This window comes from Streptomyces sp. F63, assembly GCF_018070345.1.
Taxonomy (GTDB): domain Bacteria; phylum Actinomycetota; class Actinomycetes; order Streptomycetales; family Streptomycetaceae; genus Streptomyces.
Map to the genome: position 1 here is coordinate 42,473 of NZ_JAGPXX010000035.1, position 15,381 is coordinate 57,853.

Genomic DNA, 15,381 nt, shown 5'->3' on the forward strand with positions numbered 1-15,381 from the left:
TTCGCCATGACCGTAGAAGGGTCGCCCGTCCGACTGCTTTCCTCTGAATTCGCCGCGATTTACGATGCGCGACCTGATTTCGACGTCGTGGCGGAAGATCTCTTTGACGCGGCGCTGCTCGAATCCATCGGAGTCGAGCACGGGTCGGGCGAGCATGATGCGTTGCTCGGCTGGCAGCGGCTGCTCCGCCTCCACCCCGAGGAGTCCGCCGCGAAGTTGCTCCACGCGGACGGGCTGCGCTCGGCCAACGCTGTCGCCCGCGTACCTGTCGAGCACTTCGTCGCCGACTACGGTGAGCGGTTTTCGCACGCGGATTCCAGCGCCTCGGGTGACGCGGTGGCCCGAGCGATCCACCGGCGGGCGACCGCCGTTCAGGCGAAAACCGCCCATGCGTTCGCGGATCTGATCGGTATGCTCTCTCCCCAGGTTCGCCGTGCCCCGTTCAACAACGCGTCCCCGCAGCTCGCGGACGACCTGAGAAGATTGCCGAGCTTCGAGGAGCTTTTCGGGTCCCAGGACTTCCTCGGCTGTCCCGACTGTTGTTCGATCTTCGGGCCGGCGGCGTACTTCACCGACCTGATGCGGATCGTCGACCGCTACGTCACTGACCCGGCCAGCGGCAACGCGATCCCGAGCGGTATGCGGCTGGAGGACCGCCGACCCGACCTCTTCGCGATGAAGCTGGACTGCGCCTGTGCCAACGACGGGATCCCCTACCTCACCCTGATCAATGAGGTTCTCACCGCGCTCGTCGCACCCGAGCGGGGTCCCGACCAGGCCGCGCGTGTGCTCGCCGGTGCCGTATATCCCTTCAACGCCCCGTTCAACCTACCGCTCAGCCGGATCCGTGAGGTGCTGCGGCAACTGGGTACCTCGACGACCGAGCTGTGGCGCACCTGCGGCACACCGGTACATGCCGGAACAGCCCAGGGATACGCGGGCCGCACCCTAACGCTCGACTCCGCCGCGTCCACCGAGTCCGGGGCTTACGCCAGGACGGAGGTGCTCCTCACGGGCGGAGCGGCGGCGGGGCAGCGCCGTCGTATCGTCTCTTACGACGGCCCCGGGAGAACCGCCACCCTCGACCGCTCCTTCGATCCCGCCCCCGGAGACCCACCGGAGTTCTTGCTCGACGATCCGCTCGAGCGGGCCCGGGAGGCCCTCGGCCTCACCGGCGAGGCCCTGGAGATCCTGCTGGCGTCGCCGGTGGATGCCAGCGCACCCGCCCTCCTGAGCGCGCAATACGGGGTGTCCGATATTCGCAGCCATCTTCCCCGTGCGGGAACCGGAACGCTCACCGTCAGCGCCGGGTCCAGCACCGTGCGCTTGAGCGGGGAGCAGGCCGTGTTCAGCAGCGCCGATGTCGGCAGCCAGCTCCTCATCGGCACTCAACTGCGAACGGTGGCCCGGCTCGACCCGGCCGACCCCACCAGGGCGGAGGTCGACAGGCGGTGGGACAGGGACGATTCCGGCGGATACCGGATCTACCCCAGGGACGGATTCGACCGGGCGCAGGTGTTCGCGCAGCGCGTCGGGCTGACCGAGGACCAGCTGACCGCACTGTTCCGCCAATGCCTGTCCGACGCGGAGTTGACCGCGGGCGCCGCTCGGGACTTCTACATCAACGGCACCGATGACCGCCCGCCGATGCGACTGGAACTCGACCGTCGGGACCCCGGCAACACCGTCCAGCGCGTCACCGATCTCACGCTTGAGCGCCTGGACCGGCTCAGCCGGTTCATCCGGCTGGCGAACACGACCGGAATCGGTTACGAGGACCTCGACTGGGCCATGCGATGCGGCGGGGCACAGCACCCCATCACTCCGCAGACCATCGAGCGGCTCGCCGCCCTGGTCCGCCTGGCTGAAGAGACCGGGCTGAGCGTCCGCGCGGCGGCGGCCTTCCTCGGGGACCTGAAGACCACCGGGCGAGGCGACGGTCCGGATCCCGCTGATCCGTTCGACGAGATCTACAACAAGCCCGTGTTGCTCGGAGGGAAGGACCCCTACGCCCCGGGCAGCAGTACGCCCTTCGACCCGGCGCGTTCCCCCGTATGGGCCTACGGTGAACACGACGCCACCGCCGAATCGCTGCGCAGACGGCTGGGCGCGGCCCTGGCCTTGGGCGACGACGACCTGACCGCGCTTGCCTTCCACTGCGCCGGACCAGCCGGAGGGCACAGGCTGCCGCTGGACCTGCCGACACTGAGCCGCTTCCACCGGATCGCGGCCGCGGCGAGGCTGGCCCGCTGGTCGGTGCGGGACCTACTGCGGCTGGTACGGGCCGTGGGCTCGGGCGGGCCCGATGACCCCGACAGCCTCCGCGGCCTGCTGGAGGCCGCGGCGTGGGTCGACGTGAGCCCGTTCACTCTCGACGACGTCCTCGAGATCGTCTCGCCACACCCGGTCACCCCGGACCAGGAAAGAGACGTCCGCGGCTTCGCCGGCACCTTGTCCACCGCCGCGACCGGAACGGCCGTCACCCCTGAAGTCTTCTGGTCAGCGACGATCAGCGCACAGGAATCGGCCGCGCTGACCGAAGCGCTGCGGAACCGGGGCGTGCTCAATCACGCCGGGATCATCGGCGATACCGTCCTCGACCACGCCCTGGCGACCACACTGCTTCCCTTCGGGCCGGACGCCTTCGCCGGGGAACTGATCGACGCCCCGGCATCGGCCGCCATCGTGGAAGCACTGACGCGCCACGATCCTCCCTATCTGTCCACCACGCCCGGCGACCCGACGGAGGGGCGGGGGGCGGGAACGCCGGACGGCCGACACGCCGGGACCGGGCCGGACAGTGTCTTCCTGACGCCCCACTACCGGCCGGAGGCCAACCTGGATTTCCTTTTCCCGGCCGGCACATCGCTGAGACAGGAGAAGACCGACCTGGTCCGGGGCCTGCTGTCACGGACCGCCGCGTCCATCGACCAGGTCCTGACCGGTCTGCTCGCAGCCTGTGCGGCACAGGACGGTGTGCTCCGCGAGGAAACCGCTCGTTCCCTCGCGGTCGACACCGGCACGGGCACCGCGATGCTCGGGATCGCGACCGGTACCGAACGCCTCACCGGCTGCCGTCAGTTGCTGCTCACCCCCCTGCCTTCCGACCAACCACTGCCCGAGCCGACAGTGCGGTTGGTCACCTCGCTGTGGCGCACGCGACGCTGGGTGACGGCGCTGGAATACAGCGGACCCGAGCTGACCGCCCTCAGCCGACGGCCCTCGGGCTTCGACGTCGCCGATCCAGCCGCTCCCTCGGTCGCCGATCTGCGATCTCTGGCCGCGTTCCGCACTCTCACCATCGCCTTCGACGACACCACAGGGGGCCTGCTCCGCTACCTGACTGGGATCGGCACCGATCCGGCCGCCGAGCTGGCACTGGTGACGGGCTGGGAAGAGGCGCAGCTACAGGACCTGATCACGGCCCGGTACCCGCTCGGTAACGAGCCGGTCCGCTCGGTGGCCGTTGTGGCCGCCCTGCGCGCGTGCTTCGTCCTCTCCGCGCGCGTCAACGCCGACGTCCGGTCCCTGCTGAGGTTCGACGCGTTGCGACGGCTGCCCGTCGGCGACCGCACCTGGCAAGAGTACGAGGCCATGGCACAGGCAGCGCTCGGCATGCTCGGCGCCCGCCAAGACGGTCGGCCCGCGTCGGCGATGACCGACTGTGTCAACGCCACGGACACCCTCTACAGGGACGTGCTGCTCGCCCGCGTGATCTGGAGACTCGCGCAGAACGATCCCTCGATCACGGGCCCCGAGTCCCTCTGCTCACGCCTGCTGATCGATGTCGAGATGTCGGCGTGTGACACCACTTCCCGACTGAGTCAGGCCATCTCCTCGGTACAGCTGTATCTGCAGCGCTGCCACCTCGGGCTGGAGCCCGGGGTGGTCAACCTGAAGGGGATCGCGCCGCAGTGGTGGGAGTGGGCCGAGGATTACCGGGCCTGGCAGACGAGCCGGAAGGTCTTCCTGTATCCGGAAAACTACCTCGACCCGACACTTCGCCGCCGCACCAGCCCCCAGTTCGCCGAACTGAAGGAAGGGCTGACGCAGACCCAGATCACCGATGCCTCCGTGACCACCGCTTACGCCCGTTACTTCCAGGCCCTGACCGACCTGGCCGCGCTGGTACCGTGCGCCGCCTTCACGGACGTCACCCCGGCACCGAGCCCCGCGGACCGCAGATCGACGCTCTACCTGCTGGCCCGCACCCGAACCGCCCCCTACACCTACTACTACCTGACCCGCGAGGACGGCGACCGGTGGACGCCCTGGCAGAAGATCGAACTCACCATCAATTCCGAGTTCGTCACCCCCGTAGTCGCCTTCGACAAGCTCTTTCTCTTCTGGTCCGAGATCGAGGTGATCAAAAGCTCGGCGGTCTCCGTCGGCGGCCAGGCCGGGGACAACGTCACAGCCGCCACCCAGACCCAGACGGTGGCCACCGCGACGCTGCGCTACGCCTTCCGCACGCTGACCGGCAACTGGACATCACCCCAGACGCTCGCCGACCGGGTCCCGATCCGCGTACTTCCCCAGCCCTCCGGGACCGTCTTGGGAAAGAACCCCGATCTGGCCTCGCTGTTCAACCCGGACCACCTCATCTGGCGTCAGCCGCAGGCCGTGAAGGTCTCCCGAGGGCTGCGGGGCCGTGCGCGGGTGACTCTTCACAACGAGCCCGATGGCAACTGGATGCGGGGGTGGGGCGAGGTGAAACTCACGGCCGGATCCACGACGGTCCAGGGTTTGGGCACGAGGTTCAATACCCAGTTGCGCCCCGGCTGCACACTGTCCGTCGGCAAAGACATCCGCCAAGTGGTGAAAATCCGGGGCGAAAAAGAGCTGGTGGTCGACAAGCCATTCACTGCCACCGGCGTATGGATGTACACATACCAGCGCTTGTTTGGCAAGGTCAGCGGGCTGAAGGCAGTTCCGAACGGCCTGACGAGCTTTGACCTTCAGGTCTGCAAGGGCGACACGATCACCTGCGGGGCGCAGCGCGGCGTGGTCAGATCGGTCGACTCCGCCAAGGAACTGACCATGGAGGAACTGTGGGCGTGGCGCGTCGAAGCAAGCGAATACAGGATCGTTCCCGCCGACCCCCGGCAGACCCGGTTCAAGACGTTCACCGGCCCGGGAACCATCAGCGTGAGCAACACCGAGCCGACCGTATCGGGCACCGGCACGAAGTTCCTCGAGCAGGTCTCGATCGGTGACCGGATCGTCTGCGACGGATATACCCGAACGGTCACCAAGGTCGGGAGCAACAACAACCTGTACGTCGACCAAGCCTGCCCGGAGAGTCGCCAGGACCTGCCGTACATCGTGGTCCCGCAGGAGCGGTGCGGTGAGCAGTTGCTCGTCCAGCTCGGGCCGCCGGTGGAGGTGTCGAACACGTTCGTCATCCCCTCATGGACACCGCCCACGAACGACAGCGGAGACCCCTACACCGATGCCCTCGGCCGGCTGAACACCTCGGTCAGCGACGCCCTCTCCTTCTGCCAGAAGGCTCAGGGCTTGAAGGGACAGGTCGGCGCCGGGGTCGGGTTCCTCATCGACGAGGGCCTGAACTCGCAGGAAGCGCGCTTCCACCTGCCTCCCGACGACTCGCCGTACCCTGGTGCGGCCCCTTACGCGGGAACGCTCGACGACGAGAACAGCATGTTGATCGTGGGGACGGTCGACAGCAGCATGAGCGCCGAGTACTGGATGAACAGCGACCCCGGCCACGTCCACACCGGAACTCTTCCGGCGAACCCCGTTCCGCTGCTGTTCAATGTCTCGGCCGACGCGGCGGTGCGCAACGTCGCCAACGTGACCGGCTCCGTGCTGTTCGACAACGGGGACGAGGCGTTCCTGCTGGAGTCCCAGGAGAGCGGAACCTGGCCGCTCTCCGACCGGATCACGGCCGTTCCCTATCCACTGGACCCCAAGGTACGCGGCGGGCACACGCTCGCCACCGACCGCTATGTGCCCGACCCACACGGTGTCCGGGGGGTGTCCTTCGCCGTCACCCGGCTGACCACAGGCACCATCGACAGCCTGGGACGGCAGTTGCTCGCCCGCGGGGTGAGCGGGCTCCTCACACCGGAGGCCCAACTGACACGCGAAGCGCCGTTCAAGCGCTTTTATCAGACGCCGGACGCGGCCCCGCCCCCAACCCTCGACGCGCACAGGCTTCCCACCGACCAGCTCAGCTTCACCGGGCCGTTCGGGCTCTACCAGCGCGAGGTGTTCTTCCACACGCCGTACCTGGCCGCCGCCCTGCTCACCGCCAACTCCCGGTACGACGAGGCACGCCAGTGGTACCAGTACATCTTCGACCCGACGGCCGAGCCCCGCTCGGAAGACGGCGACGGCACCAACAGATTCTGGCGCTACCTCCCCTTCCGCGGCGTCACCGTGCCCGCCCTGCTCGCCTCGCTCACCGACCCGGCCGGCATCCGCGCCTACAACGACGATCCGCTCGACCCCTTCGCCATCGCCGACGTACGCACGAGCGCGTACGCCAAATCCGTGGTCATGCGATACGTGCAGAACCTTGTGAGCTGGGGCGACAGCCTCTTCGCTCAGGACACCAGGGAGTCGATCGGCCAGGCGGCCAATCTCTACATGGCCGCCGCGGAACTGCTCGGGCCACGACCGCGCCGCCTTGGCGACTCACCCCGGCCGGCGCCGAAGTCGTTCGCCCAGATCCGCGCCGAGTACCGCGGTCGGCACGAGAACATCCCGCAATTCCTGATCGACCTCGAACACACCCCCCTGGGCTCCCTCGGCCCGGACGAGCGGACGTACGCCACCACCCCGATCAACGACATCGATGCCTACTTCTGCGTCCCCGCCAACCATGAACTGGACGACTGCTGGGCTCTGATCGAGGACCGGTTGGCCAAGATCCGGACATGTCAGAACCTGCAGGGCGTGAACCGGTCGCTCCCCCTCTTCGCACCTCCGGGCGACACACGCACGGTGATCGCCCGCGCCCAATGGGGCGGGACGACGGGGGCCGACATCCCGGTGGGAATCCCCAACTACCGTTTCTCGACCCTCATCGAGCAGGCCCGGCAGCTCAGCTCCCAGGTCATCCAATTCGGTGCCGAACTGCTCGCCGCGCTCGAACGCAAGGACGCCGAAGACCTCGCCCTGCTCCAAAACCGCCAGCAGCAGGCTCTCCTGGACCTGGCCACCGGCGTACGCCGCGACCAGGTCAACCAGCTCCTGGCCACTCAGGACTCGCTGGCCGAGACGCTCGCGGCCGCCCGCTACCGGGAAACCCACTACAAGAGCCTGCTGGCCACCGGCCTCATCCCCGCAGAGGTTGCGAACCTGCGAGCCAGCGAGGTTGCCCTGGTGTTCAACTCCCTCTCGGTCGCCGCGCAGACGGCCTCCGCGATCGCCTTCGCCCTGCCCAATGTCGGTTCCCCCTTCGCCATGACCTACGGAGGTGAGCAGATCGGCTCCGCGACGCAGGCCGCAGCCGGTGTCCTGCAGTTTGGGGCGGCCACATCCCAGTTCGCCGCCGAACGCACACTGCTCATGGCGAACTACGACCGGCGCTCCCAGGAGTGGCAGTTGCAGGCGAACCTGGCCGGTCACGAAGCCCAGCAGATCCAGGCCCAGCTCGACGCCAACCAGTCGGCGATCAAGGCGGCACAGCAGGAATACACGGCTCACCTCCGCTCCCTCGAGCAGAGCACGCAGACCGACCGCTTCCTGCGCGAGAAGTTCACCAGCCGCGAGCTGTACTCCTGGATGGCCCGCCGACTGTCAGCCCTCTACTTCCAGCTCTACCGGCTGGCCCAGACGTCGGCCCGCCTGGCCGAGCGTGCCTACCAGACGGAAGTCGGCAGCAACCGACGGTTCATCACCCCCGACTGCTGGGACGACACCCGCTCCGGCCTCGTGGCCGGGGAGTCGCTATCCCTCGCCGTAGGATCCCTGCAGCGCGCCTACCTCGACGAGTACGTCCGGGGTTACGAGATCCAACGCACCATCTCCCTACTCGGCCACGACCCCACCGCGCTGCTGAATCTCCGGACCACCGGCGAATGCGTCTTCGACCTTCCGGAGCGCCTCTACGACCAGGACTTTCCCGGCCACTACCGGCGCGCCATCACCTCCGTGGCGGTGACGATTCCGGCGCTCGTCGGCCCGTACCAGAACATCCGGGGAACCCTTACCCAGCTCGGCAGCCAAATCCTGCTGCAGGCGAACCGCGCCGGGGTGGCATACCTGCTCGGTGACACCACCGTGCAGCCCCCGGGCCCCGAGGTCCTGCGCAGCACTGTCCGGGCAGCGCAGTCCATCGCGCTGTCGACTGGTATGGAGGACGACGGCGTCTTCGATGTCAGCAAGAATGACGGCCGCTATCTGCCGTTCGAACGCACGGGGGCCGTCTCCCAGTGGCGGCTGCGCATTCCCTTCGCCGCCAATCAGATCGACTTCGAGGCGATCTCCGATGTTGTGCTGACCGTGCGCTACAACGCGCTGGATGGAGGTGATGTTTTCCGGGGCGAGGTGCAGCGGCTCCTCCCCGATTACGCCGGGCGGCAGTTCGTGAGCCTCGCACAGCAATACCCAGCCGACTGGCATGGTTTCCTCGCCGAGCCCGAGTTCGAGGCGGGTAACCAGCTGATGCGGTTCCAACTGCCCCGCACACTGCTGCCGCCGCACGTCGATCCGCGCGTCGCCCGCGTGGTGTCGCTGTATCTGTCCTTGCGGACCACGGAAGCCTTCCCCTCCGGCGGCCCCTTCGTATCCATCACGCTTGCCCCCCATGCTTCCACCGTCAAAATCCCATTCCGCGACGGCTACGCGGGGTCCCACATCTTCCCGGCGGGCACAGGCCCTCTGCTGTGCGATCTCGTCGGCAACGGTCAGACGCTCGGGTTCAGTCTCAGCGCGATCCCGGACGTGCTGAAAACGGCGGACGGTTCACGGCTCCGCGAGGACGCGATCCAGGACGTCAACTTGGTGATCGACTTCGTCGGGCCGTTGAACTGGCCGAGATCCGGCTGAACGTCGCTGGTTCACCGAGCTGAACCTGGGTGACGGGCACGCTCTTTAAGCCGAGCCCGCCACGGTCGGCAACGACGGCCATCCCGTTTCGGGCCGACGCCGAGCTCTCCCTTCAGGCGGGCGAAGCCATCGCCCTCGCCCACCCAGGGCGTCGGCATCCCCCGCCCCCTCGGTCAGTACGTCATTGCGGTCCAGTACCCGCACGACAGCGCGCCGAGGAGTGTCAGTCACTCGCCCCCGAAGCCCCCGGAAGGCTGTCCGGGTGGTGGTGTGCGCCAACAGGTCCTACATTCGGCTGTGCACTGGCCAACGGACGGAGTGCCTTCGCGTGGCGTTACCGCTGCTATGCAAATCATGGCTCCATGGACACCCCACCAAAGAGGCCAGAAGGTGCAACGCGCATCGAGCGTCGTCGTGCCGACGCTCTGATGATGATTACTGGACTTCTGGCTTCCTCAGTGTTGCTTTCCTGGCTCGGCTTCGCTGACGCAAGCGGAGCTCTCTCGTACCTAGGGCGGCTTACTGGATTCTTCATGCTTATCGCAGCTGTGCTTGCGCTCGTGGGCGCGGTCGCTGTGATCGACTACTGGGGAAAGGAGCGCGTCGCGAATTCGGGCGCAGTTGTTCTACTCGGGGTGTTGGCCGTGTTGCTTGCCAACCTCATGATCCTGGCGATCCATGCTCAGGGGCACGAGTACACCCCCTACCTCGTCATCTGGACCGTGCTGACACTCTGGTCGGTTTGGGCGCTTTGGACACTGTGCCACCGGAAGCAAGTATGGGAAAGTATTCGCTCCCGCCCTACCTTTGCGGTGGGCGTTCTGGTAACCGGGATTATCGCAGTTGCAAATTTTTCGTATTCGCAGATCTATGTGCCATATTCCAACCCCGTGTTGGTTAGCAGCACCGTGAAGTTTGGCGAACCCGTCGCCAATCAAAACGGTGGCACCTTGCTGCCGTTGCGCCTGAGGATTAAAAATACGGGGAAAGTTGCTGTGTATGCCATCCAGAGCCTCTATACCGTCACCGGCCAGAAGGCTTCTCATGTCAAACAGGAAAGGGGGCCAGAGGGCTGGAAGGAGGAGATTGATAATCTTAGTAATGAAATCCATCAGAACGTTGATATCGAGGGGTATTACACAATCGAGTCTGGTCGTTTCACGGAGCCTGGCTTGTGGCTCGAACCCGGAGAGAGCTTGACCGAAGAAAAGATTGTGGAATTGCCGGAAGCGCTGCCCTATCAAGCCGTGACGGCCACGACCTACGTAAACCTGGCTAGAAAAGACCGCCTGACACTCGATAGCCCGTCACCTAAGCATTCCTGGAAAAGTTCAGCCCAGCCCGCCCCTAGTTGGGTGACTGGCTGGGGGAGTGGGGGAGATGGTGTCGATTATGTGCAGCATACATACACGGTCCAGCCTAGCAGTATTCTATTCGAAGTCACTAGAATTCCAAAAGTAATCACCACGTGGTGGGTTCTCGATCCGTCAGGCCCCTACTTGGCGACTACCATCTCCTCACCCGGTGAGGAGGATGATCCGCCCACCCAGAAGGAAGTGGATTCCTGGGTTAAGCGATATGGGTTCATTAGGACCACCAGCGGGACTGCAGAGTTGCCGGTGTCGGGATTTCCCGGCCAATAAGGAGAGCGTTCAGAGTTCGTGCGGCAGGGTATATCTCAGCACTGACTCGGACCACGGTGATCGTCGCCATTTATCCTTTGGGCCTACTGACCTTCAAAGTGCGGTGTTGGTAGGGTCTGACTTTTCGTGATCCCTGCGGTATGCCGGTTGTATGAGGTATGCGCAAGGCGGTGGGTTGACCGATGAGCGGCGGGCCTTCCGCGGGAAGTTGAGGCTGGAGGCGGCCGAGCGGTTCGTCCAGGGCGAGGAGAACGCGGTCATCGCTCATGACCTGCGGGTCAGTGAGCCTTTTCCGTGCGCCCAGCAGAACAGGAGGTGACACCGTGACGTAGCGGTGTTCTTGCTGTTCGGAAGCTCGTCGTCGCCTGCCGGTGGAAGTCCGGTCCGGGTAGCTGCCAGGAGGCCCGGTAGCAGGCTGGCGGCGTTGGAGGGAAACCTCCGGCGTCGAAGCCCAGCGTCAAAGGCCCTGCAAGGGGGAGCGACGATACGGTCCGTAGCATCACGCGAAGCCTGCGGCGTCGTTACTCAGCCACCCTTTCGGGTGGAACGAGGGAGTGCCGAGCCCTTCGAAATCGGGGTGAAGGCCATGGAAGCGGTGAAGATCCTGGACGGGCAGCCGTGAAGGACTCCCCGGCGTATGGGGCGCGGAACGTATCGAGGGTGGCGGCGGGAACTGGGGAGGCCCTCCCTGGCCCGGTGACCTGCGGAGAATCGTCATCGGAAGCGGCGCGTCCTATAACCGGTGATCCCGGGAAGTGGGCGCGGGCCGGGTGGGCGTCGGAGGTGGCCGTAGTACCGGTTGCAGCCGGGAGACAACACAACTCCTGGTGAGGGAAGGGCCACTGCTTCGTCGGTGCGTCATGAAGTGAAGGAGGGGCTCGGTGAGTGCCCGTGTGGCTAGTCCCGCCGCCGGGGGACGTTCTCCCTCGGACAAGGTCCGTGCCTTGCAGCATGCGCTTTACCGGTCGGCCAAGGCCGATCCCGGACGACGGTTCCACGCGCTGGGAGACAAGATCCACCGCAGGGATGTGCTCCGGCGCGCGTGGGCCATGGTGCGTGCCAACAACGGCGCACCGGGCATCGACCGCATCACCCTGGCCGCGGTCGAGGAGTACGGCATCGACCGTCTTCTCGGCGAGCTGGCCCACGAGTTGAGGCAGGGAACGTATCGTTCCTTGCCCGCCCGCCGGGTGCTCATTCCCAAACCGGGGGTGAAGGACGAGCGTAGGCCGCTGTCCATTCCGGCGGTTCGTGACCGCGTCGTGCAGGCCGCGATGAAGATCGTGCTCGAGCCGGTCTTCGAGGCCGACATGTTGCCGTGCAGCTTCGGGTTCCGCCCGAAACGCTCGGCGCACGACGCTCTGCAGGTGCTCATCGACGAGCACCACCGGGGCAGACGGTGGGTGGTGGAGACGGACATCGCCGAGTGCTTTTCCGCGATCCCGCATGAAGAGTTGATGCACGCGATCGAAGAACGCATCTGTGACCAGTCTGTCCTCAAACTTCTGCGGCAGATCCTGCGCGCCGGGGTGATGGAGGACGGACAGGTGCGGCGGCCGGTGACCGGAACCCCACAGGGCGGTGTGATTTCACCGTTGATGTGCAACGTCTATCTGCACCGGCTGGACCGGGTATGGGACGCGCACGACGGGACTCTGGTCCGCTATGCCGATGACCTGGTCGTGATGTGCTTCTCCCGCAGCCAGGCCGAACGGGCGCTGGCCCGACTGGTTGACCTGCTGGGGGAGTTGGGGCTGAAGCCGAAGGCGGCCAAAACGAGGATCGTGCACCTGGAAGTGGGAGGGGAAGGCTTTGACTTCCTCGGATTCCACCACCGTCAGGTCCGCTCCCGGGGGCTGCACGGGCGCCGACGCGTCGACTTCCTCGCCCGCTGGCCCTCGAACAGGGCGATGCAGCACGCCAGGGACCGGATCCGGGAGATTACTGCCCGGCGCCGGCTCCCGCTGCATCCGCAAGTGATCGTGGAGGACTTGAATTTGTTCCTCCGGGGCTGGATGGCGTACTTCAAGTACGGTCATTCCGCCCGACGCTTCAGCAAGATCGGACGATACGCAGAGGAACGGGTCGCGCACTTCATCAGCAGGAAGCACCGGCGCAGCCGGGCCTTCGGCTGGTGGGTGTTTGCGGTTTCGTCTCCGAACCGGCTCGGATTGATCAGCCCGTACGGGACCGTCGTTGCACCCAGGGCGGGCAAGCCCTGGCGGGAAAGACCGAATGCCGCCGGTGAACGGCGTCGGTGAGCCGTGTGCGGGAGAACCGCATGCACGGTTCGAAGCGGCGGGGGCTGGAAACGGAGCGGACGTACTCCGCCACCGCGCCAGCCCCCGACCCTACATCCTCACCCTGAGCCGGCCAGATGCAGGACGAGGACTGCCTGGACGAGGCTGGTGATCCGGGTGGTCGAGCAGCGGGGCTGACGAAGGAGCCGCCAGGACTTGAGGGTGGCGACGGCCTTCTCGACGAGGGCCCGGATCTTCGTGTGGGACCGGTTCACCGCCTGCTGGCCTGCGGAGAGGGTCTCCCACCGTCCCCAGCACGGGATGCGGACCGTGCCGCCGGCGCCTCTGTATCCCTTGTCGGCCCAGCACTGGATACCGGTCTCGGCCAGGGCCTCGACGATGCCGTGTTCGCGGGCCGCGCGAACGTCGTGGACGGCGCCGGGCAGCGCCGGTGACGCCCACAGCAGCCGGCCGAAGAGGTCGGCGAGGACCTGCACGTTCATACCGTGCTTCTTGTGCTTGCCCGGAGTAGTACGCCGGTCCGCGGCAATGCAGTCGATCGGCAGGAGCGTGCCGTCCAAGAGAAGGTACGCCTTCACCGACGCAGCCCGCGCCGCGTCGGCCAGGCTCGGGGCGAGAACGGCCAGGAGCTCGACCGCCTCGGTCACATGGCGGTAGGCCGTCGTGGTGCCGACGCCGAACCCGACCGCGAGCTGGGCATAGGTATGTCCCACCCGCAGATGGGCGAGGGTGAGCAGAGCCTGGCGGCCGGCGGCCAAGCGCCGCCACCGGGAGCCGATCGCGCGGCGGTGCCGCCGCGGCTGCTGAGTGAGGAAGCTGAGGGCGGAGCCGGCCACGTCGACGCCCGACGGGTAGACAAGCACGTGAAGCCTCTGGTGGAGACGGTTCTCTTGGTCGAAAACCCATCTACCAGGGGCTTCATCACGTCGTCAGCCCAACTGCCGTACTTCGGAACCAGGTTGGAAAAGGCTCAGTGTCTCTACCGGCGGGCGGACGCGCTCTTCGAGCTCACCGACGCGGTGCTGTGCACGGACGGGCCGGTGAAGACACTGGTCGAGCTGTCCCTGGCAGTCGAGTACCGGCGCGGGCACGGTGCCCTGTATGCCGTGCTGGACCGGGGCTGGCTGGAGCCGGCGCGGTTGCGCCGTGCTCTGGCCGACCTGCCGCTGCCGAGGGCGGCCGACGGGCGGATCGTGCTCGCGGTGGACGTGTCGCACTGGCTGCGGCCTGACGCGCCGACCAGTGACCAGCGGTTGTTCTGCCACGTCTGTGGACGCGGCGACCGCAGCAGTGATCAGTTCGTGCCCGGCTGGCCGGACTCCTTCGTCGCTGCCCCGGAAACGGGCCGCACTTCCTGGGTCGCTCTACTGGATGCGATCCGCCTGGGTCCGGCGGATGACGCCACCCAGGTCACCACCCACCAACTCCGCGAGCCGGTTGATCGCGGCGGGGCACTGGCGGCCGGGCGATGCCGAGATCCTCATCGTCATGGATTCCGGCTACGACAGCGCCTACCTCACCCATCCCTGGCGGACCTCCCGGTGGTACTGGTCGGACGCCTGCGCTCGGACCGCGTCATGCTCCGCGATGCCGGCCCCGCCCGCTCCGGACCGCGCGGCGGACGACCCCGCCGCCACGGCGGTGTCTTCGCCCTCGCCAAGCCCGACACCTGGCACACCCCCGACCTCACCACCACAACGGTCACCAGCCACTACGGCACCGCCGAGGCGAGGGCCTGGGACCGGATGCACCCCAGACTCACCCACCGCGGCCCCTGGCTCGATCACGCCCACGAAGAACTACCCATCCTCCACGGCACGTTGATCCGCCTGAAGGTCGAGCACCTACCGGGCGACCGTGACCCGAAACCCGTCTGGCTGTGGTCCTCGGCGGACAGCGCCACATCTGCGGACATCGACCGCTGGTGGCAGTCGTTCCTCCGCAGATTCGACCTGGAACACACCTTCCGGCTCATGAAACAGACCCTCGGCTGGACCGCGCCGAAGATCCGCTACGCGGACGCCGCCGACCTGTGGACCTGGCTCGTCATCGCCGCCCACACCCAGCTCCGCCTCGCCCGGCCCCTGACGGAGGACCTGCGCCGGCCCTGGGAACGCCGCACCGAACCCCGCCGCCTCACCCCCGCCCGGGTGAGGCGAGGGTTTCGCAACGGCCGCGCGGCGGCTTCCCGTCCGGCAGCCGCACCAAAACCGTCCCGGCTCGGCCCAGGACGCCCACCCGGATCCCGCAACAAACAGTGAGCCAGACACCACGACGTCGGCAAGACCGTCAAACGCGCCGAATCGATCAAGGAATACCAAGGTCATCAGCGTTAGAGGTCGTTCTCTATCCGCTCGGGTGGTCGATCGGGCTTCGAACAGGGCGCTGGATCGGGTGACTTGGCGGCTGGTGGGGCATAGAGGAAGGGCCTCTTGGTAGCTCGCGGTTGTCGAATCCAG

Annotated in this window: 6 protein-coding genes; 5 read left to right on the forward strand and 1 reads right to left on the reverse strand. The window is 66.7% G+C overall.

Translation table 11 applies throughout. The features are described from left to right. The first annotated feature begins 6 nt into the window (after nt 1–6). The 4 genes from KBZ10_RS25380 (at nt 7) to ltrA (ending at nt 12,922) form a co-directional block, all read left to right on the forward strand. Nucleotides 7–9,018, forward strand: coding sequence for a neuraminidase-like domain-containing protein (locus tag KBZ10_RS25380; RefSeq protein WP_210990056.1), 9,012 nt, complete (start codon nt 7–9; stop codon nt 9,016–9,018). 362 nt (nt 9,019–9,380) lie between these two features. Then, on the forward strand, nt 9,381–10,661 hold the full coding sequence (locus tag KBZ10_RS25385) for a hypothetical protein (RefSeq protein ID WP_210990057.1): 1,281 nt from the start codon (nt 9,381–9,383) through the stop codon (nt 10,659–10,661). 151 nt (nt 10,662–10,812) lie between these two features. Then, the gene (locus tag KBZ10_RS25390) at nt 10,813–10,980 is read left to right on the forward strand and encodes a hypothetical protein (protein WP_247702976.1); all 168 of its coding nucleotides are present in this window, start codon (nt 10,813–10,815) and stop codon (nt 10,978–10,980) included. 625 nt (nt 10,981–11,605) lie between these two features. Next, nucleotides 11,606–12,922, forward strand: a complete 1,317-nt coding sequence (ltrA, locus tag KBZ10_RS25395; protein WP_210990058.1) for a group II intron reverse transcriptase/maturase — start codon at nt 11,606–11,608, stop codon at nt 12,920–12,922. Between the two features lie 98 nt (nt 12,923–13,020). Here the strand turns inward: ltrA and KBZ10_RS25400 are convergent, their stop codons facing one another. After that, entirely contained in the window at nt 13,021–13,785 is a 765-nt protein-coding gene (locus KBZ10_RS25400) for a transposase family protein (protein ID WP_210990059.1), read from the reverse strand. A gap of 96 nt (nt 13,786–13,881) precedes the next feature. Between KBZ10_RS25400 and KBZ10_RS25405 the strand changes: the two genes are divergently transcribed. Then, nucleotides 13,882–15,183 (forward strand): NF041680 family putative transposase, encoded by a 1,302-nt coding sequence (locus KBZ10_RS25405; RefSeq protein WP_210990060.1) that lies wholly within the window; start codon nt 13,882–13,884, stop codon nt 15,181–15,183. Nucleotides 15,184–15,381 lie beyond the last annotated feature (198 nt).

Excerpts from the sequence above, each read along its gene's own strand:
- KBZ10_RS25380 (WP_210990056.1), top strand. The coding sequence starts at position 7 with ATGACCGTAGAAGGGTCGCCCGTCCGACTGCTTTCCTCTGAATTCGCC.
- KBZ10_RS25385 (WP_210990057.1), top strand. The coding sequence starts at position 9,381 with ATGGACACCCCACCAAAGAGGCCAGAAGGTGCAACGCGCATCGAGCGT.
- KBZ10_RS25390 (WP_247702976.1), top strand. The coding sequence starts at position 10,813 with ATGAGGTATGCGCAAGGCGGTGGGTTGACCGATGAGCGGCGGGCCTTC.